Source organism: uncultured Ruegeria sp. (assembly GCF_947489545.1).
GTDB lineage: Bacteria > Pseudomonadota > Alphaproteobacteria > Rhodobacterales > Rhodobacteraceae > Ruegeria.
In genome coordinates, this window is record NZ_CANLDZ010000025.1 from 1 (window position 1) to 26636 (window position 26636).

A 26636-nucleotide genomic window follows, 5' to 3' on the forward strand; every position below is an offset into this window, starting at 1 on the left:
CCGTCACCCAAATCCCCCACGGGTCATCTGAAGGGACCTGAGCGCATGCAATGGTCCAGCCACGCCCATCGTCGAACCTTTGCAACAGTAGCAATGGAGGCAGGGATACTCGAAGAGATAGTTGGCCGTTTGCTCAACCACACACCACTTTCGATCACCGGACAGCGTTACGTGAAACCGTCTCTCGATGCCCTCAGACCAGCTATGAATACTCTGTGCGATGAACTGAGCTTTCGCATTGAGCGGGAGCGGACAGCTATTTGATTGATAAGGGGGAGGTTACTTCCGTGTCACAGGGTAGAAAGATCGACCCATGGAAACCATTGAGAACGGATAAGCAAGGGACACCACACCGCAAAAAGGGGGCCCTTTGAAATGATCTTACGAACCTACGCAAAAAGCGCCTTGGATGGCCCGAAGATCGATCTTGCCGCCTTTCAGGGCATCATCGCAGGATTTGTCCGAATGGGCGCTTAGCGTCGGCCCTGGATGACCGGGGCTTGCAGTGGCATCGCGGGCTTACTTCTCTGTGTAGCCCGGAGGTTGAACGTCAGGTTGGCGCAGCGGCAAAGCTACACCAAGAGAATACTCAGCGCCTGTTTCTCGAATGGCGCGAAATAGATTACCGCCACGAAAGCCGGTACGACTCTCCTCCTGAAACCGGAAGCAAAAGGCCAGCGCGTCGCGGCGCGCATTTGTGCCCCGGATTACCTATCCCAGATCGGGAGTTTTTGAGCGAGGCGTATCTGTCGCAAGTGCTGCGACCTTATGCGAGAGCAGAGTACGAATGTCGTCAGCTCTTTTGGAGGCATTTGCAAGACGTGCACACGCATGGTCATTGGATTGGGTTCATGCCAACAGATGCAGGCGCATATGTTCCGATGATGCCCCGTACGGGGTTTGGCACTGGTGGTCACTATGAAATCGACAGGGCGACCTATCTTCACCGCTTCGACAAAGCGGAAAGTGAGCTTGGATTAGAAAACTACCCATATTCTGATCCATATCCGGGGCAGGGGACCTGGATGCTCATCGGTGCAGAGCAGTTGGCAGATTGTATGCTAGTTGCTGCATCCAAGTCGAAAGGCCAGGAAGAAACGGCCAATCGCGTTGCAACAAGCGAAGAACAAACGCTCAAGGCGAGGCCGCGCGGGCGTCCGAAGGGAACTGGTTTTGAGAAACTAGATGCACCTTTTGTTGAAGGAGGGGCTCAGATGCTTCGCGAAGGAAACGTAAACAGTGCTACCGCAGCGGCGAGGAAGCTAATTGCCATTCACGGTATAGAGATTGCCAATCATGGTGTCGATGGAACAATCAAGAGGTTGGCGGCACAGACAAGACGGGTTTTGGATGCATAAACCATTGATTACGAAGCTAAAATAGCTTCTCCGATTTCTTATTACTTTCGCTGATTTATACGGACACGACTTTCGAGTTCGGTCTTGCGACACTGCCCGCAGTATCAGCGTAGCAGGAGAAGTGAGATGAGGACGAGCGAAACTGAAAGAGGCCGGCTGCTGACGCGAGTCTAGGTTGAAGAGCGTTTTGGGATAGCTAAACGATTTTTGGAGCTGAGCGCGCTTCGGGGTAGTGGCCCCTGTTTTGTGCGTGTCGGCCGCCTAGTCCGCTATAAGCTGGCAGATATTCGTGCCTGGATCGAAGAAAACACGGTGTAGGTGGGTTCAGATGGGAAAGCCTCAGAACACCCCTGCGTTCGGCAAGCTGCGTTTCGTTTGGAAAAGACTGGTCAATGAAGATGCCAACCTGTCACGCGGTGCAAAGCAAATGGCCAGTTGTTTGTGCGATACGTATGTGAACAAAGACATCGGTCGCTGTTGGCCAAAAAACGCCACACTGGCAAAGCGCCTGTGTCGATAAGAGAACAGTGCAGCGCCACATCAAGATGCTAGAATAGGCAGGGTACCTGCGTCGGGTCAAAGTTCGGAATGCACACTGGGCGTATCAGATGTGTATGCTCGACTTAAAGGGTGACAGCCTGTCGGCATTGCTGTCGCTCAAGAGTGACACAGCCGTCACCTCTTATAAGAACGAAGGAAAGAACATAAAAAACAACAACTTGGTTGGCCGTCCGATGCCATATATTCCGATTGCCGATCTTGAAAGCGGTGCTTTGGAGAGTTGGAAGCTCTGGCTTGGAAACCACTGGCCGGGTGATGTCTTCGAGCTTCTGCAATTGCTCAGAAAAGCAGGGCCCTACATGTTGCCGACGCGCTTTCCTAAAAACGAAGACGCAGACCGCCACCTTGCGTTCTTCAACTGGGTCACGGCGACGAAGGGCAAAGAGCTAAGCTAAGGCAGGCTACACAGCGCCACCGCTTTGCTGTGCCAAATCCTTGAGAGGGGGGTGTCAAAAGTTACAGGATTTAAGCCAAGGGACCGGCCGGGGGTAACCAGATTCTTCCGCAAGGAAGTTCAAGGGGGGGTACGGAGATTGGCACAGTAACGGGCGGAGAGTGGATGGTCTCCGCGGTTTGCTTGAGTGTCGGCTATGCGGACAAAGCGCCAATTCGCGACCGCTGCGCAGTTGGCTGTTCTAGTTCAAGGCTTCAAGAACGGTTGTCAGCAAGCCATGCGATATCGCTACGAGCCGCGTCTTCGCACTCTTTGATACTGGCGTAGTAGCCGGACATTTTCGGACATGTCCAGTAGCCTCCTTCGGGGTGAAAGCAGCTCTTCCTCGCCAACTTCAATCCAAGCATTTTCGTAAAAACGAAACAGCTTGCCGTCAGGGTTCACACATATCTCCACGTTGCGTTCCCCGTTTTCACTTTCAAGCTTCTTTATTGCAGTCCAAGTATTCATGATACGAAGTTTAACACATCTCTTTTGGACAAATTGCAACAAACTTAGAAATCATGTGCCCGAACAAATGCTCCTGGGAGCGTGATATCAGACATTACCTACAAACCACAGCATCGGTCGCTATGGGCCGTATGCAACAATTCGAACAAATCAGCTAGACGAGGGCTTAGTCAGCCCTGCGGCGATCGTACTGCCCTCGGATGGACTAGGGTTGAACGGTCGAGCACGGATCAAAAACGATGCCGTATTCTCAGACGGCAAAGCTCCGCCGTATTGGGCCGGTTACGTACAACCAATTAACTAACATCTCCAGGTTGAGCTACCGTGGGTTGTGCTGTGGCGAGTCGCATACCGGCTCGCCGTTCTTTCACCAGATCAAAAAAGGGAGGCTCACATGGTTACTACATTGGCTGCGGGTGATATTGCGTTTACAGGGTTCAATTCGGACAATCCTGACGAATTCACATTTGTTGCTTTGACGGACATTGAGGCGGGGACCGAGATCAAATTCACCGATAACGGTTGGTTCGCAGCTGGTGGGTTCCGCAGCACCGAGGGGGTATTCGTCTGGACGGCATCGGCGAACATCGCTGCGGGTACAGTGATAAACCCTGCATTTACCGGGCCAAATTTCTCGGCCAGCGGCGATCAGATTCACGCCTATCAAGGTGATGACGCTGCACCTTCTTTTGTCGCATCAGTTCATTTCAATGGCAACGGCTATGAGGCTGACGCAACCTCTTCCAACACCTCTGCGCTGCCTTCCGGGCTGGCGATCGGAACAAGCGCAATTGCTTTACCCGAAACCGACAATGGCGTTTATAGCGGCCCGCTTAGCGGTACCAAAGCTGAATTGCAGGCCGCAGTTAACGACCCCGCCAACTGGACGAACGACAATTCCAGGATTGAAGATATCGAGCCTACGGGTTTTACGGTCACGGATGCCGCGCCCTCGCCATCGGTCATCATAAATGATCTGAATTTGGCAGCCGATGAAGGGGGTATGGCGGATTCATATGAAGTCACGTTGTCTGTCGCGCCCGAGCAGCCCGTCACGATCACCATAGCCGCGGGGGCTGATCTGGACGTTGTGCCAACTGAGCTTGTGTTTGATGCGGCCAATTTTGACCAGCCTCAACAAGTCACAGTCACCGCCGTCGATGACGATCTGCCCGAAGCAGCCGAGGTCGAGGACATTCAGCACACCGTCACCTCTGACGACCCCGCCTTCGACGGAATTTTGGCGCCTGTTGTCGAGGTGTCCATCTCGGCCAGCGACATCGAAATCGTGTCGATCTATGAAATCCAGGGCGCAGGCCATGTGTCGGAATTTGTTTTGGCAGATGGGCAAACGGTTGCCGAATTCTTCGAGGACTTGCCTGCCGGCCCATCAAACGTTCTGGGCGATATGGTTTCAACCAGCGGCATCGTCACTGCGGTAGATTCCAACGGGTTCTATCTTCAGGATTCGGAAGGTGACGGCAATGATGCGACCTCCGACGCGATTTTCGTGTTCACCGGATCAAGCCCGAACGTCACCGTGGGTGATGCTATTTCCGTGGGCGGAACAGTTGCCGAGTTCTTTCCCGGCGGCACAGGCAGTGGCAACCTGCCGACCACCCAACTGACCAATGTTTTTAACCTTGAGGTGCAGTCATCGGGCAATGCGCTGCCCGAAGCGGTTCTGATCGGCAATGATCCGGGTGAGCGGGCAGTGCCCAATCAAAGTATCGACGATGATGCGTTTGCTTCATTCGATCCAACCCAGGACGGCATCGATTTCTTCGAAAGCCTGGAAGGGATGCGCGTGACTGCAACCGATCTGCAAGCTGTCAGTGGGACCAGCCGGTTTGGCGAGATCTTTGCGGTTGCCGATCAGGGGAGTGGCGCGACGGGTCTTTCGCAGCGTGGCACGCTCAATATTTCGCCAGACGATTTCAATCCGGAGAAAATCCAGATTGACGAAGACAGTGGGATTTTCGATTTCGACTTTCCCACGGTGAATGTCGGCGATCTCCTTGGCGACGTCACCGGTGTGGTGAGCTATAGTTTCGGAAACTTTGAAATTCTCCCGACCGAGGATTTTACACCGAACATCCAGCCAGCCGGATTGGAACAGGAAACGACCACCCTCGCCGGTTCCGCCAACGAGTTGACGATTGCAACATACAACGTGCTTAATCTCGACCCCAATGATAGTGACGGCGATCAGGACGTTGCCGATGGTCGGTTTGCAGCCATTGCCGAGCAGATCACCAACAACCTCAACAGCCCCGATATCGTTGGTCTGCAAGAGGTTCAGGACAACTCGGGTTCGGATGATGACGGAACCGTCTCGGCGGCGGAAACTCTCGCGGAACTGGCAGCGGCGATCCTCGCGGCGGGTGGTCCGGCTTATGAGGTGATCGACAACACCTTTATCGGGGACGGAACATCCGGGGGTCAGCCCGGCGGCAATATCCGCACCGCCTTTCTCTACAATCCGGATCGTGTCTCGTTAGTGGAAGGATCCGTGCAGACCATCGGTGGGCAAGGTGAAGGCGAGGCCTTTGAGGGCGCACGTTTGCCGTTGGTCGCGGATTTTGTTTTCAACGGTGAAACCGTCACGGTGGTCAACAATCACTTTTCATCCAAAGGTGGATCCGCGCCTATTCTGGGAACCGAACAGGACTTTGTCGCTCGCCAGGAAGACGTTGATGTGAACGGCAGTCTGGATGAGCGCCAGGCCCAGAGCCAGGCCGTTCAGGATTTCGTCAATGGACTGGGTGATGGCGCCAATGCGGTTGTGTTGGGTGACTTCAACGAGTTCGAATTTGTCTCACCCGTGGCCGACCTTGAGGCCAATACCGACCTCGTCAACCTGACAAACGATATCCCGGAAAACGAACGTTATAGCTTTGAGTTTCAGGGCAACAGCCAGTCTTTAGACCATATTCTGGTGTCCGAGGGTTTGCATTCGGGTGCGCTTGTCGACATCGTCCATGTCAATTCCGAATTTGCCGCTACCAGTGCGCGGGCTTCGGATCACGACCCGATACTGACCAGTTTGTTTTTGCCAGATACTCAAACTTTGGCCGTTGAGTTTGAGGCGGGTCGCTGGTTCAAAACAAAGGCCTTTGAAAGCATTGACGGCGAAGTTGTGGATGTCGAACGGCTTGGCCCTGTGCGCAACAGCCTCAAGTTTTCGGATGTGGGTATCAAAGTGGACGCTGTCGATCCGACCGATTTTGAACTTGTCGCGATCAAACATGGGGCGATTGGTGTGTTCTCATTTGACGACTCGTTGTTTGCCCGCGATGCCGCGTCGGTTGACGGTGACGAAAGCCTCAGAATTGCGCTGGAAGACACGGACCTAGAAGCGGTGGAGTTCATCTTCAGCTTTGGCGACAGTCACGGCAGCGGTGAAGTCGAAGTTGCTTTCTACGACGACGGTGTTCTTGTGGGCACCACGGTGGCGGATGCTGACGACGGTGATTTCGCGGGATCGCTGGGGCGCACGACCTTTGATGCCGTAGAGCTATCAGCAATAGATGACACCATGTTTACAGTCGACGAATTTGCGTTCGAGGTGATTGATCAGAACCTGATTGCTTAGGGCAATGCCACACGGGGTCAATCCGGTACTACCGTGTGGCACACTGTCGACAGATTTAGCCGCATCGCGAACGCCGGAGACCTCGAACGGATTGAGTTAGCCAGTATGACCGGATGTGTCGCAAACTTTTGGAACGGCCAGAGGCGGCGACCTACTGGACGCACCTATCCAGCGAGCCCGGCAAATAGCCTGAAACCTGAGGTCATAGCGCTGGGAAATCGCCGCTTTTTGAGCCGATGATCCTGCTCAATCATGCTATTCAGAAACTTGGGCCTGACTGTTTGAATTTTGGCGGGGCCGCCAAACCGCTTCAGGGTCTTGTTCACTTCCCAAGTACCTGCCGCATTGGCTCCGCTCTTGTCGATCAAGGCCTTGCCCGGAAACCCATTCTTGGACAGCGCTTTGGCAAAGAACCTAGTTGCCGCCGGACCGTTCCTGCGCTCAGACAGCCTGAAATCAAGAGTGTTTCCTGCCTTTTCGACGGCTCGATAGAGATACATCTATTTGCCGCGGACACTTAGATAGGTTTCATCCATACCCCAAGAATTCGACGTTGGCCGCTTCTTAGACTGCGCTCGCGACGTGATCAGCGGCGAGTACTTGGCTACCCACCTATTCAAGGTGGCGGGGTCGACCTGCACACCGCGATCGGCCATGATCTCGTCCAATCCCGATACGAACCTACCTACCGCAAATAGAAGTACACAGCGTGTAACACCGCATCCTTGGCAAAGTGGCAGCCTTTCAAAGAGAGCATACGGAGGCCTGTTAGAGAACTATACGCTGAGAACAAACGTCGGAAGCTGCGTGCTCGTCAATCCAGACAAAAAGTTTGCGACACATCCCTTGCGGCGCATCTTTTTTGAGTAATGCCATAGGCTATCTCGGGCGGTCTGGTTCGTGGGGGATGCGCTTAACCAGGTTTTCAATTTCGTTCATTGTTTCTGCCGGCAGAGCGCCGAAGGTTAGTGCTTCTGCAATACCATCGATTTGCTTTTCTGTCCGCGCGCCCGGGATCGGAACATACGTTTCAGATTGGCCCCATATCCATCCGAGAGCCCCTTGCACAAGTGTTCTGCCATTTGAGGTCAGCAAGTCTCGAACCGCATCGAGTTCTTGAATGAAGTCAGGGTTTGCCCTGCCATCCTTGTAGTATTCCATCCACTCTTCGCTGGATGCGCGCACGTCATCCGATGCCATGACAGAGTTCTGATCGTACTTTCCGGAAAGCAGACCCATCGCGAGAGGTGAGCGTATAAGTGAGAACAGCCCTTCTTCTTGCACCGCTGTCTGCATGCGAGGCGCATCGAAGAACACGTTCATCACGTATTCAACCGCCTTGAAGTTATCTCTTGATGAAACGGCCGAGGCACTTTTGGAATAGTCGGTGCTCCAGCCGTAGGCGCGTATTTTGCCGGCGTCTTTCAACCGATCCATTTCATTGAATACGGCTTCGGCCTTTGCAACTGGCATATCATTCACGTGCAACAGCAGAAGATCGATCCGATCACGTTTCAGCCGCGACAAGCATCCCTCAACGGCGGGAGAAACCTGATCGGGGGAGAAGGGCTCGAATGAGATCTGTTTGCTCGCCTCATCGATTCCCACACCGATCTTTGTGACAACCAAGGCATCGGGTCGACGCTTCAACGCTTTACCCAATAGCCGTTCGGAATGCCCGGCACCGTACGCAGCAGCCGTATCAAATAGTGTGATCCCGCCATCCAAAGCAGCGTGGATCGTCCGAATCGAAACATCGTCGTCTGACCGTGTATACCCTAAGGATTGTTCGCCCCAATACATCTTGCCGCCGATTGGCCAGCATCCCATGCCAAGTGGGTAGATTTCGTTTTCGAGAAATTTCATCAGTGGATCTCCTGTGTGACCCCTCAGAAAAAACGCCATCTCCATCTTTTCATCAACAACACATAATGTAAGTATCGTTTCATGAATGAACGTGACTTTGACTGGGACAACCTCCGGCTTTTCCTCGCAGTTGCCAGAGCAGGTGGGCTCGGCCCGGCAGCAGAACAAACCGGCAAGAGTGCACCCACACTGGGCCGACGTATGATCGAGCTTGAGCGTAATTTAGGGATCGAGTTGTTTCGGCGCAGACCGCGAGGCTATGACCTGACTAAGGACGGGCAAGCGTTGCTGGAAAAGGTCGCAAGTATTGAGGCGCGTGTCTTGCCTGTCACCGAAAGCAGTCTCGCAACTGCGCCACCCTTGGTTAAGATTTCGGCTGGAACCTGGGTCACACGGGTTTTGGTTGGCGCTGTCGGGAAGCTCTGCGGATCAATACCGGTGCGACTGCGTTTCATTTCCTCTGAAGACGTGCTGAAAATTGGGCACCGGGAAGCAGCGATTGGTATTCGAAACCATCGGCCAGAAGAGATCGGCTTGGCTGGCCGCAAAATCGGGCGGGTCCGATTTGCCGTCTATGCCGTAGACGAGAGTGTTTCGACATGGGCGCGGGTATTGTCCAATACACCATCCGCAAATTGGTTGCGGGAGCATTCGCAAGGTCACGACGCCATTGAAGTGACCGCGCCGCAAAATGCCCTTGATCTCGCAAATGCGGGAATGGCTCGGGCTGTTCTGCCAACTTTTATCGGAAATGCACAGCGAGGGCTCAAGCCGGTATCGCCTCTGATTGTTGATCTAGAACATGACCAGTGGCTTGTGTCCCACCACGACGACCGATTTCTCCCAGAGGTACGACACGTCATTGATCGCACCCACGCGATACTGATGGAAGCCAGCCAGAACGGGCAATTGGATGCCTGAATTAACTCCGGCACCCAAGGTAGTCGATTCCTGTCCCGCCAATGATGACGACCCCTCGCCGCCATCCAGCAAGTACTCCCGCTGCAGTCGCAAAAACCGCAAAGCTGATGCTTGGTTTCAAATTCCGCTCGCGGGACTTCTCGTGCTTCTAGGTAGACCATACCGGTCACAACGCGGGGCGCATGACACGCCCCGCACCAGTTTCTAGCGACCCCTCGCTTTGCCGGGAATGTCCATCCGTTTGGCCGCACGCGGTGGCGTCTTCACACGCAGGTTGCGCGGCGGCTTGGCTTTGATCGTCTCTAGTTTAGCAGATTTCGGCGTATCCTCCACAGCAGGAAGGGTCCGCCCGAGGGTGGTTTTTGGTGGTTTGAAGGGCATGATGCACCTCATGACAAAAGGAAGCTGAAGTCGCGCAGATGCACGACCGTGAACGCCCGCAAGGGGTTAGAGTCGATTGTCCATTGTCAGAGTCCTCCGCAGGAGTGTTTCAATGCGCATTCTGCCAATCCAGGTCAGCGCGCGGCGGGATCAGAAAGTATGCTGGTCCATTGCAAGAGTCTCCTTTGCGAATGCTGAGAGAGTCTCAAACTACGGAGCATCTGTCAAACCTGCTCAATGAACGGGTTCAACAGTTTTCAGATAGTTGGGTGCGGCACTTTCCGGACGTTGGGCGATGCCATTGCGATGCTGCGGAGCGATCCGTCGAAGCTGCCGCTTGCGGCAACCGCGAGATCGGGCGAGGCGTAACTCAACAGAGCGCGAATACGGCGATCCGTGAGAAATTGATCGACACGTCGATGGAGGATCGTACCAGCCGTTGGAGATCTAGGCACCGGGCCCACTTCGTCCACACAACAATTTATGGTACATTATCACCTATTAAATTTATGCAATTAGGTTTGAGTATATGCTTGATGATCTTCGCACATGCCTTTCGCGCCTTTCCGGTGGGGGCTGGCAGCCACTTTTCGCCCACCTAAATCTTGATCCCAATTCTCCGACCTTGCGGGACGATCTGCTAGCGCCAACGCACCTATCTGCGCTGGAACTGGCGCCGATTGATGGGTTTGGAGATATCGCTCCCGATGCCCGCCGCTTGATCGAGCCGGGCCGTCCGGCACAAAGCATACTGTTTCACGCCCTCACTTCACCAAACGTAGCGCGCGACATTGATGGCAATAGCTTCACCTCTTTTCCAACGCCCGCCGATCTCGATCTGATTGAGAACGTTGTCTTTGGGCTTGTGCCACAATCTCTCGACGCTTTGCTGGCGCGGATCGATGTGGGTCAAAACGTGGCCGTGGTCGTCTTCGCCCGCGAATACCGTCAGGCCGCCAAAACCGTGCATGGCAATCACGCGGATATGGTCTTCTCTCGTACCGGCGTTGCGCGCGTAGGTACGCTCGATCCGCTATGGGACGGCCAAGCGCGCGCCTATCTGCCGCGCGATTCCGCCGATGACACCTTTGCCTTCCGCGCCTTGGCTTGTCGCTATGCCGCCTATCTGTCCGTGCAGTTGAAAGGCGACGACAGCGATTTCGGCCCCTTCAAAATGAACCGAGGGTTGCGACTGGGTCGCCAAGCTGTTCCTGGCGCGGATGAAGACATGGATTTCTGGGTTCCGGTGCATAAGCTGTTCTCTGGCCCGGACTGTTTGGTCGGCAAAAATCTCGATGTGCAGCTTGTGGCCCATCATATGAATGAAAAGCTCAAGCGCATCCATGAACACAACATGGGCGCTGTCGGGACGATAGGTTTCGAGTCCGGTTTTGAACCGCCAGAAACGGACGGCGAGCCATTCCTCATTGACTCTGACCTCGCTGAGTTCCTGGCAGGACCGGAAGTAGGCCCCGGTGTGCTTTCTCCAATTGCGCGCGCCAGCATGATCGAGCCAACTTTGCGCAATGGTATCCATATTGGTACGCGCGTACCCGCAATGCCTGGCAATGGCTTGGCCCCCAGTTTCAACATCGCGGCCAGTGGCCGCGCACATCCTGCGCCAGAATGGATGCACGTGCGCCACCGCATCCGCAACGACGGAACATTGCAAAACCTCAACGAAAAACGCCGCGTAGCTGAGGTCGTGCAACAGGCGCGTGTAGACGGTGTGCGCAACTATGTGGCGGCGCATTACACAGATTTTGCAGGTGATGGCTGGATCGACGCGCGCATCGGCGGATTAGACGGCGATCTATCGCGGATGGTCCCCGCCTATTCGGTTCTCGCCGCGCCCGATTTTTACCCATACGTAGATCAGTCCGTGCTGCTGGATTGGTGGGAAACACAAGTACCCTCGCGCTTCAGCGCCATCTGGAATCGCGCCCCGTTGACACTGGCCGACCAACGCTCTGCCGCGAACATTACGCTGCGCGCCCATGGTGCCGACATTCGCCCTGAAAACACTACGCCTAGCGCATTGGTAGGGCTTCAGGGGTCTGTTGGCAGTGGGCAATCATTTGGGTCGGTGGAGGAAGTACAACGCGCATCGTACCTTCCTGATGGTGCCGCTGGCATTTATCAACCCGGTTGGGATGTCAGCACTGACGTTACATTTGATCCAGGGTTGGCTGAAAACGTCCTGCACCTTGCCGCCTATGGCCTAGGCAGCCCCTTCCCCGAAGACGCCAAGCTTTGTGCCGCCCTATCCGCATACTGGCCTGGCGTTGCGCCTGACAGCTCTCGCAGCGCTGGTGGCCGCGTCGTTGCGCCGTTGACAGATAAGGAGATTGGGCTTGAAGGCGCACCTGCCTGGGATGGCATTCTGGGTCCACGCCGTATTGAGGCAAACGGCGAAGCTTTCTTTGAGACTGATAATTTCGATCACGTCGATTACATCCCCAACGCACTGAACAACCGCTTTACGATGGTCGAGACGATGAAAGTCTCGCAACAAGACTATCAGTTCCGCATTATGTCCACGGCGCGGATGTATCGCCTGATTGGCGATTTGCACCAGATCGGCGATGACCTACGGCCCGTCTACAACAGCTATAGGATGATGTCCTTTCGCCATGGTCGCGATGGCGACGCCGAGATTCCAGCCGCCGAAGCTGCCACGGGGTTGGTGTTTGACGACCAAGTTTGCAAGTTCCACATGGTTCTGGTCACTTCGACCGAAGCGCTTAAACAAGACCCCAATGATCCGACGCGTTGGTTGAAACATGAGTTGATTGCGCTCGAACATCGGATTGTTGTCGATGCGCTGAATCAAATCGCCGTTCAAACCGCCGATGGCCCTTGGGAGCCACATCAGCAGCTGTTGGTCTAGGGCGTATTAATGCAGGACGTTTTGATAATAGGTGCTGGCCCCTCTGGGCTGGCAGCTGGTATTGCCCTGCGCCAAGCTGGCGCGCGCGTCACCATATTGGAGCGCGCGCCCCATCCCGCTCGTGGTCCCGGCGAAACATTTCATCCAGGCATCGAAGCGATCTTTGACCAACTCGGCGTCGGCGATGCATTGCGGGCCCAGTCGCTAGGCCGCCATGCGGGCATTACGATCGACCGTATTGGGGTCAAGACCTTCCAATCATACGGCCAAGGTTGGCGCGGTTTTCAGATTCGTAAACCTCACCTAACCCAAGTGCTGTGCAACCGTTACCTTGCCCTTGACGGAGAGCTTGTCATGTCCTCCCCTGCGATCGGATATCAAAGAACCGTTGGTATTCACCGGGTGTGGACCGCTAACGCCGAAATTGACGCGCGCTGGCTGATCGATGCAACTGGCGTTGGGGGCTGGCTTGACCGCCAGCTGGCAACGCGGATGATCGACCACTCACCGCAAATCTGGTTGCATTTCGGTTATGAAGATACCGCTCCCGAAGACACTCATCCCACATTGCATGTCCGGCCGGATCAGTGGCACTGGCAAGCTCCCTTGGGCGATGGCCAAACCGCCTGGGTTGAGGGTCGCACCACCCGTATCCTCAACACGCGCACAGATGCAAAGATCATGGACGGGACATGGAAAGCCTCTGCCCAACCGGCAGGTGACCACGTCTTCCGCATCGGCGATGCGGCCTGCCGCCTCGACCCTCGCAACGGCCATGGAGTCTTGCGTGCCTTGATGTCGGGGATCATGGCAGCCCACCTGATCCGTGGAGTTGAAGACATCAAACTGCCACCGGATGTGGCTGCGGAAAGCTTTAACCGTTGGCTTCAGATCTGGTTTGAATATGATGCTGAGCAATTACGACGACTGCAAAAAGCACCTCTTCATCTCTTGAAAACAACGGCCTAAGAGTGCCGAAATTGCATTTTCAACGCGTTGTTGAGTGTTTTTGCTTTCTAAAGCCTTCAAAATGCACACTGTCTTCGGATTGAATCTCAATGCTTTCAAGCGTCTCAAACCCACATGAAAGATCGGGGAGCTTGCCGATAGGCGTTGCAAACAGTTCGAGTTCAAAGTGACCCGAGAGCCGCGGAGAAACTTCGCAAACAGCCAGTAATGCGTGGTCAAGACCCAGCCGCGCATACCCGAAAGAGTTGGATGGCTGTAAAGCCCGCGTTGGGTCGTAGTGGTTCTGAGTTTAGCCCATTTGCATAAGAATGAACGATTGCGTTCTGACCAAACTGCCAAGAACACCCCCTCTGTATGCCTTCCAGAACGTCAGTTCGTAGAATCGAAATTTTCAACGCCGAGGCACTTCACGCAAGCTTCCAACCACAGGCTAGGCGGGTTCCCAAAGCTCGATTGGATTTCCTTCCGGATCATTGAGCCACGCGAACTTGCCGTTCGGATAAGGCGAATCCGGATCTCGGCGGACCTCAACACCCTTGGACTCGAGCTGTGCGATCATTTTCTCGATGTCGCGAACACGAAAATTCAGCATGAATGCCTTTTCTTGGTTCCCGAAATACTCTGTTACCTTTTCGAACGGGGCGAATACGGTCTCACCTGCTTCCTGTCTCCAGCACGGCGTTTCATAGTCATTGGGCACAAGATCAATGCCCAGGTTGTTGCAGTACCATCTCGCTAAAGCGTTGGGATCCTCTGCCCTAAAGAAAAACCCTCCAAATCCCAGTACTTTTTCCATTGTCAAATTCAAACCCGATTATGCTGCAATGGAAGGCTACTTCAATCTGTGGCATTTGATAAGCTGCGGCCGTTTGCTCTCGCTCAATACGCTATCCTGATGCTGCATTGCGACCTGTAGAACGGGGCTTTCGCTGCATCGGCACGAATGACCGCTTTCAAGATGACCAAGACTTCGGTAGCTTGCTCATTTCGAACACTGCAACTGCGGTCCGACCATGAACGACCAAAACACTGATATCTATGCCCCCGAGTTCGTAGCGGATCTTTTTGACCGCTGCTCTTCAAGCTATCGAAGGTGGAGTTCCGTCAGCTCTTTTGGGTTTGTCTCGTTATGGAGGCATCAATGCGTCGCGCGTTTGATCGCTGCGTCAAACCCCCGGCCCGTCATTGTCGATTTGATGGCTGGAACTGGAGAGGTTTGGCCGTATCTGCTACGCCGTTTCCCAGACCTGGATACGGTTTGCGCTCTAGATATCTCCCATCGTATGCATCTCGAGGCCGTTGATCGCCTGCATGGTGAGTATGCCGATCGGATCACGCATATTGAGGCCGACGCCTTACAAACTGACCTGCCAGCAAATCACGCGGACCTGCTAGTATCCACGTTCGGCCTCAAAACGTTCAACCCCGAGCAGCAGACCGAATTGGCGAAGCAGATCGCGCGGATTTTGAAACCTGGCGGCGGCTTTGCGTTGATAGAAGCGTCCGATCCAAAGGGCTGGGCATTGCGGCCGCTTTACCGTTTCTATCTGGACAAGGTGCTTCCCACGGTAGAGCGCTATTTCCTCAGAGGCGCGAATGACTTCAGCATGATCGGAACTTATACGCGCAATTTCGGTGACTGTGCCGAGATGGCCGACGCTCTCAAGGCGGCGGGCCTTGAGGTGACATCAAGAAGCCATTTTTTCGGCTGCGCAACCAGTGTTGCGGGCACAAAGCCTATCGTTCAATTCTAGGATTGCGGACGTTGATGCAAATTGCAGCATCCGCGACTCTCGGCTCTGAGCCGAACTCAGAGGTGGCGCGGCAGACAGAAGCACCGTATCCAGGCATTGCATATGGAGACAACCAGGACAAAGTGCTGGTTCGCTGCAAATGGGCGTAAGTTCGCAATCCGGCGAAATTCGACCAATACATGTAAGGGTTGTTGAACCGAAGCAATCTGTCTGGTAGATTGCGGAACTGGAAACCCTGATACAGGAGATATCGGATATGATGAATCGTCAGACATCAATGCTTCGCGCGACAGGCGCAGTAGCCCGCTAAAGCGGTCTGACAGGTTTCCGATCTGAAGGCCGCCTCGTGAGCGGCCTTTTTTGTGTTTTCCTCACGTGGCGGCTTTCCATCATTCATGGAGAGAACAATGCCAAGCGTATCACTTTATATCCCCGTCAACCGATCAAGTGGCCTCTTGCTGCGGCTGGTGGCTATTTTCGCCCGGCGACCCGACGGAGAGCGGCCCGTTCTGCGCAGGATATCTGAGTTGCCGGATTACCTGAGGAAGGACGTCGGACTCCCACCAGAGATTGAACGACCGCCGCCTCTGCGCCATCGGTTCCCGTTCTGAGCAGCCGACCAAGCAAGGGCAGCACGCTGCCCTTGCTCTTAACAATCGCACAATATCCGGCCTGTGGACCAAACTTGCGGTTTATAGAGAACATCGAGGTGTCCGTTCGATGTTCGGAGAAACTGACTTCAGCCAACGCTAAGCAATGTCCGGACTAAGGAGGTTTGAGAGTTGATGTTGATGCTGGGCGTTTCTGAGGCGGTAGTCAGATTATCCCCTTTTAAGATACGACGAGCCAGCAACATCTGCGCTTCGGAAACACCTAAAACCGACTTCGCAATGCTCTGGCGATCGTCGACATCGCGTCGCTTTGTGTCTTCAAAAAGATCAGCTCGTATCTGACAAACAGAACACAGACTGCAACGCACCATGGCGGTCATGGCGGGGTCCTCCAGAAACTCAGAACCGGCCAGGGCTGTCTTATCGAGGCGCCCATGTTCGAAGGTCTCACCTCTTTGATCATGATAGAGCACCTTGCGGGCGAGGCGTTCCGCCCGCTAAAGGGCTAATGGGATAATCGCAGACCATGTCCAAGTATCGAAAATTCTACACCACGAAAGACGGCTACATTGCGGTCTTGCCGTATCGCGCACTCATTGGGTGCCGCAACTGGCCGACGCATAAGAAGTCCTTTCAGGCGTCGACAGGTGGCAGCGAACAAAATACTTACTCCTGAAGCCCAACCTGCGGGATTTGAGGCGTGGCAGTCGTAGTCTGTGGATGACGTCGCCATTTCGTGTCCGCCTCCGAAGGCTTCAGTCAAAGAAACATCAACCGCACTGTTGAAGACAGCCTTGCGGAGTTCGAACCAGTCATTGCAGCTGACAGGAACCGTATTTGCATGTCAGGTGTTATGTGAGCTGCATCACGGATTGCACGTTCAGGAGAAGGTATGGCGCTAAGATTGTTCGTGTCGGCAAAGGTCATAAGCGCGAAAGAGCCAGGTGAAATTGGCCTTGTTGCGGAAGTAATTGATGAGGCTCGGCTTCACGTAGCCACAGAACGTCAAGTAACCCGCCCCTTGTCGCGGCAACGGGTGCGGTCAGCGAAGCGAAGACGCTAGCCCGTTCACTGGGCTCTGCGATCACGAGCGAGATCATAGAGGACAAGATCGAGCGGCTAGCGACAGTCTGGTAAACCGATGAAGCAAGAGAGAGTGGCCGCGTTCATTGAAAGGTGGCCACCACGTTGGATTTAGAAAGGCAGCAGCACTAGTGTCCGCTTTGGACTCAGAGTTGCACCAACCGCTCTTCCACTGGCGAAGACTGAACGATTGAAGAGTTTGTTGCACCGAATGGTACGATCCGGTCAATAACCGCTTCCATTTCAGCAACGTCGCGAACATGTGCGCGGGCGACAAAGCAATCTTCTCCCGACACGCGGTCACAGGCTACGATCTGGGGCGTCTTCTGAATAGCTTCGATCATGTTCTGCATTTCGCCTGGTAGGGGACGCGCACGGATTAGGATCGTTAGGCCATAACCGAGACGGGCAGGATTGATGCGTGCGCCATATCCGGTGATGATGCCGACATCTTCGAGACGCCGCACCCGGTCAGCGACGCTTGGGGCCGAGAGGCCCACACGGCGGGACAACTCGGCACGCGGGATGCGTGCATCCGCGCAAAGCGCCCGGAGAATCGCAGCGTCGATATTGTCGAGGCCAGTTTCTTCAGATCGAAGGTTTTCGGTTACGATATCCTTCTTTCTTGAGCCTATTTCTGCGATAGACATATCAGATCTCCATATCTAGTGCCGCTATCACCTTGCAGTGTGATGTTATGCCAGATCGAGCCTTTATAAAACCGGCCCTCACCAAAGCCCTCGGAACCATGTCCCGCCTGTCCGAGGCCGTTCCCCCTCACGCATGGTTCGGTGTCTCTGCCGTTTTCCACTATCTCGGCCCTGCATTCGCGGTTCTGTTGTTTCCCCTTATCGGCGTGCTTGGCGTGGCCTGGTTCCGCATCGCGTCTGCGGCTCTGATTTTCGCCCCCATCACGAAGCCGTGGCGCACTTTCAAGAAATCAACGCCCCGTGAGTGTCTTCTTTTTCTCGCGCTTGGTGGCTGTCTTGCGGTGATGAACAGCTCTTTCTATTTGGCGCTCGACCGGCTGCCGATCTCCCTGGTTTCCGCCATCGAGTTCGTTGGCACGATCGGGATCGCCCTTTGGGGTCTGCGTACGGGGCGCAACTATTTTGCCTTTGCATTTGCCATCGTCGGTGTGGCCCTCGTAATCGACGTGCCGTCTCTTCTGGCAGCAGAAGGACCAGACCTCACGTCCGACCTTCTAGGCTTGTTCTGGGCCGTGCTGAATGGCTCCCTGTTCGTCCTTTACATCGTCCTTGGCCACAAGATTTCTGAAGGTGGTGCATCGGGCGGTGTGGAACGCCTGGGTGCAGCAATGACGGCGGCATTCATCTTTGTGATGCCTATCGGGTTCTTGCAGGCGCTCGACGCCTTCGGTGTCCCCTTGTTGGTCCTCGCCGGGATCGGCGTCGGTATTTGTTCGTCAGTCGTCCCGTATGTTTGCGACCAACTGGCCATGGCCCGTTTGCCACGCGCCAGCTTCGCGATTCTGCTGACCCTGTTGCCCGCGACTGCCACGATCATCGGAGTAATCGTCCTGCGTCAGATTCCAAGCGCCATCGACGTGCTTGGTGTGGCGCTTGTGATGATCGGCGTGGGCGTCCACAAGCCTGCGCCGATGCCGGCTCCCACCTCTGCTCAAGAGGATGGAGCCTAACCGGCCACGTGCCGGGCTAGCTTTTTACGTCTCAAAGGAGAACAACCATGTATTCGCTTCTGTTGTGGGTTTTGCGGCTTCCCTGCACTCTCAGCCAGCTCGATAGTGACGCGTTTCAGGTGACCCCAAGCGCCCACAAGGTCATCACGCCGGAAGGCTTTGGACATTAGCATGTCAATGCCGAACCGATCAGCCGGAGTCGTTCTTGGCATCCTAGGAATGCTGGGTTTCAGCGGCACATTGGTGGCAACCCGCGTCGCCGTCGTTGATTTCACCCCTCTCGACATCACCTGCGCCCGGATTGTCATGGCAGGCGGTCTGGGCGCGGCGTTCCTCATTCTCACAGGTCAATGCGAACCACCAGAACGCCGTTTCCTCGTGCCAATCCTCGTCATGGGATTGGGTCTGGCGATTGGGTATCCATTCTTTCTCGCGATGGCCCTTGAAAGCGTGCCAGCCGTGCACAGCGCTGTCGTCACAGGTCTTGCACCCGCTGTAACAGCGATCTTCGCAGTGCTGCGCACCGGAGAGAGGCCGCCGCCCGTATTCTGGATCGCTTGTTTGACGGGGTTCTGTGCGGTTCTCTACTTCGCCTACGACGCCGGAGGCGGCCATCTGACCCTTCCCGATGGTTGGCTATTTCTGGGGATGCTGAGCTTGGGCATCGCCTATGTCGAAGGCGGGCGCGTGTCGCGCGAACTCAGCGGCAGTGTTGCGCTGAGTTGGTCGATGCTGTTCCTGACCCCTTTCGCAGTACTCCCACTGTTGCCACGGATCAGCCAAATCGATACCTCGACCATCTCGGCAGCAAGCTGGGTGTCACTGGCCTATCTTGGAGTGGTCAGCATGTTTCTGGCGTCGGTGCTCTGGTATGGCGGGCTTGCGCTAGGCGGCATCGCCCGCATTGGCCAAATCAATCTTCTCTTACCATTAACCGCACTCGGATGGTCCGCGCTCTTTCTCGGAGAACAGATCACGCTGACCGCCATCGTGTGTGCTGTCATTGTATTGGCGACGATGGTCATATGTCTGAAAACCAGAAGCTGAAGTTCGTTCGGTGCAGGACTTTTTGGCTGTGGGCTTTGAGCGGACACCCGAGGCGGTGCAGAAACCTCTTTGCTCCACTCGAAAGCTGGAATTGTGGCGGCCCAGAGCCGACCTTTAGCACTGTTTCTGAATTCCGCAATCGCAGCCCGCATTCCCGATACTAGCTGCATCAGCACAAACGGAGTAATTGGAAGGTGGGCAGAGGAAGAAGAAGTTGCCATTCCAAGTCTTGCGCGTGGCGTCTGCTTGGCACCATGGCCAAATGCCTTCGCTGCATACTCTCTTTTCAACGCGACGGAGTTGCTTGCCGATGGGCACTAACGTTTGCGGCTGGGCGGTGCCTTGTATCCAGAGGTATGGGCAGAGGGTGTGACGCGAATCTCCAGATCTTGAAGCTGTCGCACCTGCCCATCGTCGCGGACAAATCCAACGCGCACCGACTGGTTGGTTTCGCGGTCAAGATACTCCACCAGGCGATGCTTAGGGGCAATGAGGTGGTCGTAGCCAAACTGTCCCATCGCGACAATGACCGGGACCAGAGCAAGCCCCTTTGGCGCAATCGTTTGAAAGCCCGTTCATCGTGCTGGAGGATGCGAGACTTAACGACGACTTGATCGAACATGCTGCCATGTCTGCCTTCTGGAATGGCGGTCAGAATTGTTCTGCCAATATGCGCCAGTTGATCGCTGCACCTTTGGTTGAGGAGTTTACCGGTCGCATCATCGAGCGGGTGAAAGGTTTCACATTGGGCGATCCGCTAAACCCGGCCACTGACATCGGCTCGATGATCAGCAAGGATCACAAAGAATTGGTGATGAACTACATCCAAAGCGGCGTTGCGGATGGTGCACAGATGACGATGGGCGGGGACAGCGATCTTCCCGGCTACTTTGTTGAACCAACGGTTTTTCAGGGCGTCACCCCTGAAATGAAAACTGCGCGCGAAGAGATTTTTGGACCCGTTCTGGACATCATGCCCATGAAGACTGCCGAGGAAGCTTTGGCCGTTGCCAGTGACACAGATTACGGTTTGCACGCAATCGTCTTCACCCAAGACATCGACCGGGCCCTTCACATGGCTCGCTCGCTGCCTTGTGGCACGGTTTCGGTCAATGGGTTTTCCGAGGGCGACATCAAGACCCCGTTTGGAGGTTACAAGCAATCCGGGTCGCTCGCCCGTGACAATGGGACGGAAGCGCTTGAGCAATACCTACAAACAAAAACCATTTGGGTGCAGACGGCGACCGGTTGACGGCCAACATATTTCACGCGGGAAGAGATCGAGCGCTGGCATCACACACTTAAGAACCGCATCTCGTTGGAGAACGGCTTCCTGACCGGCGATCCCGAAGCACATGTTGTTGCCTTCGTCGGTTACTACAACCATCAACGCCGCCATGAGAGCTTCACAAATCTGACACCCGCCGATGTCTACACAGGCCGCGGCCAAACAGTATTGCTTGAACCCGACAAGACAAAAAACAGAACCATGAAACTAAGGCGCTTGAGATCCCTATGAAGATGTAGATCGGCGTGTGCATTTTCCGGAGCCATTCTCAGCCCGCATATTTGCGCTGCGCACTTGAAACCGGAGCGACAATTGGCAAAGACTAACCGTCTTCGCCGTTTACCTTCGCACCAGACGCACCCAGCCTATGTGACAACTCCTTTGCGGCGCCTCGGACAATATTGCCAATCTCGGCAAGCCTTTCGTCGGGCATACGATCTGCAGGCCCCGATACAGATATGCCTCCGACCGCCTCACCGAAAAAATCTATGATCGGGGCAGCGACGCAGCGCATGCCATGAGTTCTTTCTTCATCATCCAATGCCCATCCGCGGCGGCGGCTATGGTCGAGTTCAGCCAACAGCTTTTCTTTGTCAAACAGCGTTTTCATAGTAAATTGCTCCAGTCTCGCATTGGGAAGGAGCTGGTCGATCCGCGCGCGATCATAGCAGGATAATAACGCTTTTCCGATCCCCGAAGCGTGAAGTGGCGTGCGTGTGCCAGGTTGAAAAAAGGCACGAATATTTGACTGTGTTTCAACCTGACTTAAGAAGATGATCTGGCCTTCACGTTCTATGCCGATATTAGCGGTTTCCCCGGTGGCTTCCATCAAGCCGCGCATGATCGGACGAGCGCGCTCTACGAGTGAGCTGCGATAGAGGAACGCCGAACCCAAACGAAACAGTTCTGGTCCGACATGCCACGTCTGGTTTTCTGGTTTCAGGTCTACGAGACGACGCTTTTCAAGCGTATTTAGTGTCCGGTAGGTCGTGGCAGGTGACATGTCCAAACGTTGGGCCAAATCCGACAGCGAAAGTCCTGGTTTCGAGGCAAGGGATTCAAGGATGTCTATCGCTCTATCGATCGACTGGTTCGTATTCTGTTCTGGCTTGTCGGTGAAGCTTTTCGGTCGCCCGCGTTTACGTTTTTCTGATGGCATTTCCCAGGTTTTCCTATTTTTGTAATTTTTCAATAATCTTAACGGAATTGAAAAAAATTAACACATTATGCAGAAACACTAAATACGGTTTCTTTTATTTTTGAAAATATTTTTCAAAAAAATTGCCAGTTTGCGTCTCGCACACAATACTAGAGCCAGAATCATCGCAAACGAGGCGCTCAATGAGTTTTCAGAATCCTGTGTTCATTCCGGGGCCGACGAACATCCCCGAAAAGCTGCGTAAAGCGTGCGACATGCCGACGATAGACCATCGGTCACCCTTGTTCGGTCAAATGCTTCACCCGGCGAGAAAGGGTGTCCAACGCGTGCTGAAAAGCCGAGACGCAGAAGTATTTTTCTTCCCGTCGTCCGGCACTGGTGGTTGGGAAACCGCACTGACCAACACCTTGTCTGGAGGTGACAAGGTTTTAGCGGCGCGCAACGGTATGTTCTCTCATCGCTGGATCGATATGTGCAAGCGCCACGGGCTGGATGTTCAGATTGTCGAAACGCCTTGGGGAGAGGGCGTGCCTGTAGATCGCTACGAGGAGATTCTTGCCGCAGACAAAGCGCACGAAATCAAAGCAGTGCTGGCCACCCACAATGAAACCGCCACCGGTGTGAAATCTGACATCGCTGGCGTGCGTCGGTCCTTGGATGCCGCGGGTCATCCAGCCTTGCTGCTTGTCGATGGGGTGAGTTCGATCGCATCGATGGATTTTCAATTTGATGATTGGCGCGTGGACGTTGCCGTGACCGGATCACAAAAAGGTTTTATGTTGTCGGCTGGTCTGGCCATCGTCGGCTTCAGCGCCAAGGCGATGGAGGCGACAAAGTCCGCGAAGTTGCCACGCTCATTTTTCGACATCCATGATATGGCCAACGGTTATGCCGCCAGTGCCTTTCCTTACACACCGCCCGTTGGGTTAATTAATGGCCTCAATGAGGCATGCGACATGCTCTTAGACGAGGGGTTGGATAACGTATTCGCGCGCCATCATCGTATTGCCGAAGGCGTGCGATATGCTGTGAAGGCGTGGGGCCTGGAGCTCTGTGCGACATCGCCTGATGTCTATTCCGACACGGTGAGCGCGATCCTCACCCCGGACGGGTTCAACGCGACAGATATTGTGACCCATGCTGCGGATACCTATGGCGTGGCTTTCGGTGTGGGCCTCGGTGAGGTTGCAGGTAAGGTATTCCGGATCGGGCATCTGGGGAGCCTGACGGACGTGATGACCTTGAGCGGGATCGCGACCGCGGAAATGTGCATGGCGGATTTGGGACTTGATGTCCGTCTTGGATCTGGTGTGGCCGCGGCTCAAGAATACTTCCGTTCGAACCCGGCGGCAGATTTGTGCAAAGCAGCGTAGCGGAGACGAAGGTGATGTATATCCCTACCTATGAAGACATGCTTGCCGCTCATAGAAGGATCGAGCCGCATATTCGTCGCACGCCAGTACGGAGCTCAGATTATCTGAACGAGTTGACCGGGGCAGAAATTTTCTTCAAATGCGAGAACTTTCAAGAGCCGGGTGCTTTTAAGGTACGCGGTGCAACAAATGCGGTTTTCGGTTTGGACGACGAGCGGGCCGAAAAGGGTGTGGCGACGCATTCCTCGGGCAATCATGCTTCCTGTCTGAGCTATGCGGCTAAGCTGCGCGGTATTCCGTGTAATGTTGTGATGCCCCGAACTGCGCCTCAGGCCAAAAAGGATACTGTGCGCCGCTACGATGGACACATTACTGAATGCGAACCTTCAACTACATCGCGCGAAGAAACCTTTGCCAAGGTGCAAGCCGAAACTGGCGGTGATTTTGTGCACCCCTACAATGATCCACGTGTTATCGCCGGGCAGGGGACCTGTTCGCGAGAACTGATGGAGCAAAGCGATGGGCTCGATTTCGTTGTGGCTCCGATTGGCGGCGGGGGTATGATCTCAGGTACTTGCTTGACACTTGCGACGCTGGCGCCCGAGTGCCAGGTCATCGCGGCCGAGCCAGATCAGGCAGACGATGCTTACCGCAGTTTCAAAGCCGGTCACATCATCGCTGACGATGCACCGAAGACCATTGCTGATGGGCTTTTGGTGCCATTGAAAGATTTGACTTGGCACTTCGTATCCAACCATGTGTCCGAGATCTTCACGGCATCTGACCCTGAAATTATCGATGCGATGAAGCTCATTTGGAAACACCTGAGGGTGGTCATGGAGCCGTCGAGTGCCGTGCCGATGGCAACAATTCTAAAAAACCCCGACGCTTTCAAACGTAAGCGCGTGGGAGTCATCATCACTGGCGGCAATGTCGATCTCGACAAACTTCCCTGGATCCAATGAAAGAGGCAAAACCGATGAATGTTCCTGTAAAATTTGACGATCTTGAAGTGGGTTTCGATGTTCCGGCATTACCTGGAATGGATGAGGCTGACATCCAAACACCGTGTTTGGTCCTCGACCTCGGCGCGCTGGAACGCAACATCAAGAAGATGGGTGACTATGCCAAGGCACACGGGATGCGCCATCGGGTGCATGGGAAAATGCACAAGTCGGTCGATGTCGCCAAGCTCCAGGAAAGCCTTGGTGGTGCGATCGGCGTATGTTGCCAAAAGGTAAGCGAGGCCGAAGTTTTTGTGCGCGGCGGCATCAAGGATGTGTTGGTTTCAAATCAAGTGCGTGATCTGCAGAAAATCGACCGCCTGGCAAAACTGCCGAAACTGGGCTCGCGGATCATCGTTTGCGTTGACGATCTAGCCAACGTTGCTGACCTTTCTGCTGCAGCAAAAAAACATGGTACTGAACTAGAAATCTTCGTGGAAATCGATTGTGGCGCGGGGCGTTGCGGGGTCACTACAACGTCTGCCGTTGTCGAAATCGCCAAGGCAATAGTGGCGGCTGAAAACATAAAGTTCACGGGCATCCAAGCCTATCAAGGCGCCATGCAACACATGGACACATACGAAGCCCGAAAAGAGAAACTCGATTTGGCCATCGCAATGGTTCAGGACGCTGTTGATGGTCTGAAAGCCGCAGGTATTGGCTGCGAACTGGTGTCGGGTGGCGGTACTGGCTCTTATTATTTTGAAAGTAACTCAGGTGTTTACAACGAGCTGCAATGCGGTTCTTACGCTTTCATGGATGCCGATTACGGCCGAATTCTCGATAAGGACGGCAATCGGATCGACCAGGGCGAGTGGGAGAATGCGTTCTTCATCCTAACTCAGGTGATGAGCCACGCAAAAACCGATAAAGCCATTGTTGATGCTGGCCTGAAAGTGCAATCAGTCGATAGCGGATTGCCTATTGTTTTTGGGCGTGACGATGTTGAATACATCAAATGCTCTGATGAGCATGGCGTGATTGCAGACCCGAATGGTGCCTTGGCCGTTGGTGACAAACTGCGGCTTGTTCCCGGTCACTGCGATCCGACGGCCAATGTGCATGACTGGTATGTCGGTGTGCGCGACGGAAAGGTTGAGACTCTGTGGCCGGTTTCTGCCCGTGGCAAAGCCTACTGACGAATCTCGCTGTGACTGAGGGGCGAGCATGCTCGCCCCATTTTTATCGAAGGCGAAAGTTATGTATGTCATTCCCGAAGCCATCATTGGTGACCACATCAGTCGAGACGATTGTTTCGAAGCAGTTGAGCAGGTTTTTGCCTCTATGGCGGCAAAAACAGCTTATAACTTCCCGGTGATCCGCGAGGCTATCGGCCATGCGGATGCGCTCTACGGGTTTAAGTCCGGCTTTGATCGCAATGCGCTGAACCTGGGCCTAAAATCTGGCGGGTATTGGCCCGATAACGCCGAAAAAGGCCTGACCAATCACCAATCAACTGTGTTTCTATTCGATGCCGATACCGGAAAATGCAGTGCCATCGTCGGGGGCAACCTCTTAACAGCATTGCGCACAGCCGCCGCTGCCGCGGTTTCGGTTGGGCATCTGGCTCGGCCGGACGCAAGAGTGTTGGGCATTTTGGGAGCTGGTCATCAGGCTGCGTTCCAACTGCGCGCGGTGGCAGAGCAAAGAAAGTTTGAAAAGATCGTGGCCTGGAACCGATCGCCCGAAAAGCTTGTTTCTCTGGAAGCCGTGTCAAATGAGCTTGGGTTGCCGTTTGAGTGCGTCAGCGTCGAGGGGCTCTGCGAACAGTCCGATGTCATTGTAACGATCACCTCGAGTCATGATCCTATCGTTCCGTCGCACCTTGTGCGTCCAGGCACTCATGTCGCCTGTATGGGAACAGATACCAAGGGAAAACAAGAGGTAGATGCCGCGCTGATGGGTCGCGTCAGTGTGTTTACAGACCAGATCGCGCAATCGATCACGATCGGCGAAGCTCAGCATGCCGTAGCCGATGGCTCGCTTCGTGAAATTGACATCATTGAACTGGGAGCTGTTATCAACGGGGCGCATCCTGGACGTGTTTCAAGGGAAGAGATCACTCTTTTTGACGGAACAGGAGTTGGCCTTCAGGATCTGGCCGTTGCAGCCACGGTTGTCGAGCGCGCCTGCGCTGCCGGTACAGCGATGGACATCAAATTCTAAAGACGGGTCGAGTGAACCTATCGCAAACTTAGGCGTGGTTCGAAGC

Annotated in this window: 23 protein-coding genes and 2 pseudogenes; 17 read left to right on the plus strand and 8 right to left on the minus strand. The window is 54.6% G+C overall.

Features of this window, described 5'->3' with window-relative positions; translation table 11 throughout:
* The 4 genes and pseudogenes from Q1B13_RS23365 to Q1B13_RS23380 form a co-directional block, all read left to right on the plus strand.
* A pseudogene (locus tag Q1B13_RS23365) lies at nt 1–264 on the plus strand (integrase); the annotation flags it as partial.
* A gap of 587 nt (nt 265–851) precedes the next feature.
* Nucleotides 852–1358 carry a hypothetical protein gene (locus Q1B13_RS23370; protein WP_299084852.1) on the plus strand — a complete coding sequence of 169 codons (507 nt, stop codon included), beginning with the start codon at nt 852–854 and terminating at the stop codon, nt 1356–1358.
* Nucleotides 1359–1966: 608 nt separating this feature from the next.
* Complete coding sequence (locus Q1B13_RS23375; RefSeq protein WP_299800565.1) at nt 1967–2314, plus strand: hypothetical protein; 348 nt, start codon at nt 1967–1969, stop codon at nt 2312–2314.
* A 903-nt stretch (nt 2315–3217) separates the two neighbouring features.
* A complete protein-coding gene (locus Q1B13_RS23380; RefSeq protein WP_299084846.1) occupies nt 3218–6418 on the plus strand; it encodes an endonuclease/exonuclease/phosphatase family protein in 3201 nt (1066 codons plus the stop codon).
* Nucleotides 6419–6582: 164 nt separating this feature from the next.
* Here Q1B13_RS23380 and Q1B13_RS23385 read toward each other — a convergent pair.
* Both Q1B13_RS23385 and Q1B13_RS23390 read right to left on the minus strand, forming a co-directional pair.
* Nucleotides 6583–7175 (minus strand): annotated as a pseudogene (locus Q1B13_RS23385) (IS6 family transposase).
* 122 nt (nt 7176–7297) lie between these two features.
* On the minus strand, nt 7298–8284 hold the full coding sequence (locus tag Q1B13_RS23390) for an aldo/keto reductase (protein ID WP_299084844.1): 987 nt from the start codon (nt 8282–8284) through the stop codon (nt 7298–7300).
* Nucleotides 8285–8365: 81 nt separating this feature from the next.
* Between Q1B13_RS23390 and Q1B13_RS23395 the strand changes: the two genes are divergently transcribed.
* Nucleotides 8366–9205 carry a LysR family transcriptional regulator gene (locus Q1B13_RS23395; protein ID WP_299084841.1) on the plus strand — a complete coding sequence of 280 codons (840 nt, stop codon included), beginning with the start codon at nt 8366–8368 and terminating at the stop codon, nt 9203–9205.
* A gap of 204 nt (nt 9206–9409) precedes the next feature.
* Here Q1B13_RS23395 and Q1B13_RS23400 read toward each other — a convergent pair whose 3' ends face one another.
* Nucleotides 9410–9586, minus strand: a complete 177-nt coding sequence (locus Q1B13_RS23400; RefSeq protein ID WP_298934581.1) for a hypothetical protein — start codon at nt 9584–9586, stop codon at nt 9410–9412.
* Nucleotides 9587–10211: 625 nt separating this feature from the next.
* Between Q1B13_RS23400 and Q1B13_RS23405 the strand changes: the two genes are divergently transcribed.
* Entirely contained in the window at nt 10212–12476 is a 2265-nt protein-coding gene (locus Q1B13_RS23405; protein ID WP_299800570.1) for a hypothetical protein, read from the plus strand.
* 9 nt (nt 12477–12485) lie between these two features.
* Nucleotides 12486–13445, plus strand: a complete 960-nt coding sequence (locus Q1B13_RS23410; protein ID WP_299084835.1) for an FAD-dependent monooxygenase — start codon at nt 12486–12488, stop codon at nt 13443–13445.
* A gap of 430 nt (nt 13446–13875) precedes the next feature.
* Here Q1B13_RS23410 and Q1B13_RS23415 read toward each other — a convergent pair whose 3' ends face one another.
* Nucleotides 13876–14241, minus strand: coding sequence for a VOC family protein (locus Q1B13_RS23415; protein ID WP_299084833.1), 366 nt, complete (start codon nt 14239–14241; stop codon nt 13876–13878).
* Nucleotides 14242–14458: 217 nt separating this feature from the next.
* Between Q1B13_RS23415 and Q1B13_RS23420 the strand changes: the two genes are divergently transcribed.
* Nucleotides 14459–15199: a class I SAM-dependent methyltransferase gene (locus tag Q1B13_RS23420; protein WP_299084830.1), complete on the plus strand. Its 741-nt coding sequence runs from the start codon at nt 14459–14461 to the stop codon at nt 15197–15199.
* A 739-nt stretch (nt 15200–15938) separates the two neighbouring features.
* On the opposite strand, the gene Q1B13_RS23425 is transcribed toward Q1B13_RS23420, so the two are convergent.
* Nucleotides 15939–16190, minus strand: a complete 252-nt coding sequence (locus tag Q1B13_RS23425; protein WP_299084827.1) for a hypothetical protein — start codon at nt 16188–16190, stop codon at nt 15939–15941.
* A gap of 849 nt (nt 16191–17039) precedes the next feature.
* Nucleotides 17040–17543, minus strand: a complete 504-nt coding sequence (locus tag Q1B13_RS23430; RefSeq protein WP_299084824.1) for an Lrp/AsnC family transcriptional regulator — start codon at nt 17541–17543, stop codon at nt 17040–17042.
* Between the two features lie 98 nt (nt 17544–17641).
* Between Q1B13_RS23430 and Q1B13_RS23435 the strand changes: the two genes are divergently transcribed.
* The 3 genes from Q1B13_RS23435 to Q1B13_RS23445 are packed head-to-tail and all read left to right on the plus strand — an operon-like array spanning nt 17642 to nt 19600.
* Nucleotides 17642–18553 (plus strand): EamA family transporter, encoded by a 912-nt coding sequence (locus Q1B13_RS23435; RefSeq protein WP_299800574.1) that lies wholly within the window; start codon nt 17642–17644, stop codon nt 18551–18553.
* A gap of 47 nt (nt 18554–18600) precedes the next feature.
* The gene (locus Q1B13_RS23440) at nt 18601–18723 is read left to right on the plus strand and encodes a hypothetical protein (RefSeq protein ID WP_298934574.1); all 123 of its coding nucleotides are present in this window, start codon (nt 18601–18603) and stop codon (nt 18721–18723) included.
* Nucleotide 18724: 1 nt separating this feature from the next.
* The gene (locus Q1B13_RS23445) at nt 18725–19600 is read left to right on the plus strand and encodes a DMT family transporter (RefSeq protein ID WP_299084819.1); all 876 of its coding nucleotides are present in this window, start codon (nt 18725–18727) and stop codon (nt 19598–19600) included.
* 317 nt (nt 19601–19917) lie between these two features.
* Here Q1B13_RS23445 and Q1B13_RS23450 read toward each other — a convergent pair whose 3' ends face one another.
* Nucleotides 19918–20070 (minus strand): hypothetical protein, encoded by a 153-nt coding sequence (locus Q1B13_RS23450; RefSeq protein ID WP_299084816.1) that lies wholly within the window; start codon nt 20068–20070, stop codon nt 19918–19920.
* Nucleotides 20071–20150: 80 nt separating this feature from the next.
* Here Q1B13_RS23450 and Q1B13_RS23455 point away from each other — a divergent pair, with 80 nt between their 5' ends.
* Together Q1B13_RS23455 and Q1B13_RS27090 are read left to right on the plus strand one after the other, a co-directional pair.
* A complete protein-coding gene (locus tag Q1B13_RS23455) occupies nt 20151–20852 on the plus strand; it encodes an aldehyde dehydrogenase family protein (protein ID WP_299084813.1) in 702 nt (233 codons plus the stop codon).
* Between the two features lie 27 nt (nt 20853–20879).
* Nucleotides 20880–21119 carry an integrase core domain-containing protein gene (locus Q1B13_RS27090; protein ID WP_366871127.1) on the plus strand — a complete coding sequence of 80 codons (240 nt, stop codon included), beginning with the start codon at nt 20880–20882 and terminating at the stop codon, nt 21117–21119.
* 91 nt (nt 21120–21210) lie between these two features.
* On the opposite strand, the gene bhcR is transcribed toward Q1B13_RS27090, so the two are convergent.
* Nucleotides 21211–22080 carry an HTH-type transcriptional regulator BhcR gene (gene bhcR, locus Q1B13_RS23460; protein WP_299800578.1) on the minus strand — a complete coding sequence of 290 codons (870 nt, stop codon included), beginning with the start codon at nt 22078–22080 and terminating at the stop codon, nt 21211–21213.
* A gap of 149 nt (nt 22081–22229) precedes the next feature.
* On the opposite strand from bhcR, the gene bhcA reads away from it, so the two are divergent.
* The 4 genes from bhcA (at nt 22230) to bhcD (ending at nt 26590) form a co-directional block, all read left to right on the plus strand.
* Entirely contained in the window at nt 22230–23420 is a 1191-nt protein-coding gene (gene bhcA, locus Q1B13_RS23465) for an L-aspartate--glyoxylate aminotransferase BhcA (protein WP_299084807.1), read from the plus strand.
* 14 nt (nt 23421–23434) lie between these two features.
* On the plus strand, nt 23435–24385 hold the full coding sequence (gene bhcB / locus Q1B13_RS23470) for a beta-hydroxyaspartate dehydratase BhcB (protein ID WP_299084804.1): 951 nt from the start codon (nt 23435–23437) through the stop codon (nt 24383–24385).
* Between the two features lie 14 nt (nt 24386–24399).
* A complete protein-coding gene (gene bhcC / locus Q1B13_RS23475) occupies nt 24400–25563 on the plus strand; it encodes a 3-hydroxy-D-aspartate aldolase BhcC (protein WP_299084802.1) in 1164 nt (387 codons plus the stop codon).
* 61 nt (nt 25564–25624) lie between these two features.
* Entirely contained in the window at nt 25625–26590 is a 966-nt protein-coding gene (gene bhcD / locus Q1B13_RS23480) for an iminosuccinate reductase BhcD (RefSeq protein WP_299084799.1), read from the plus strand.
* Nucleotides 26591–26636 lie beyond the last annotated feature (46 nt).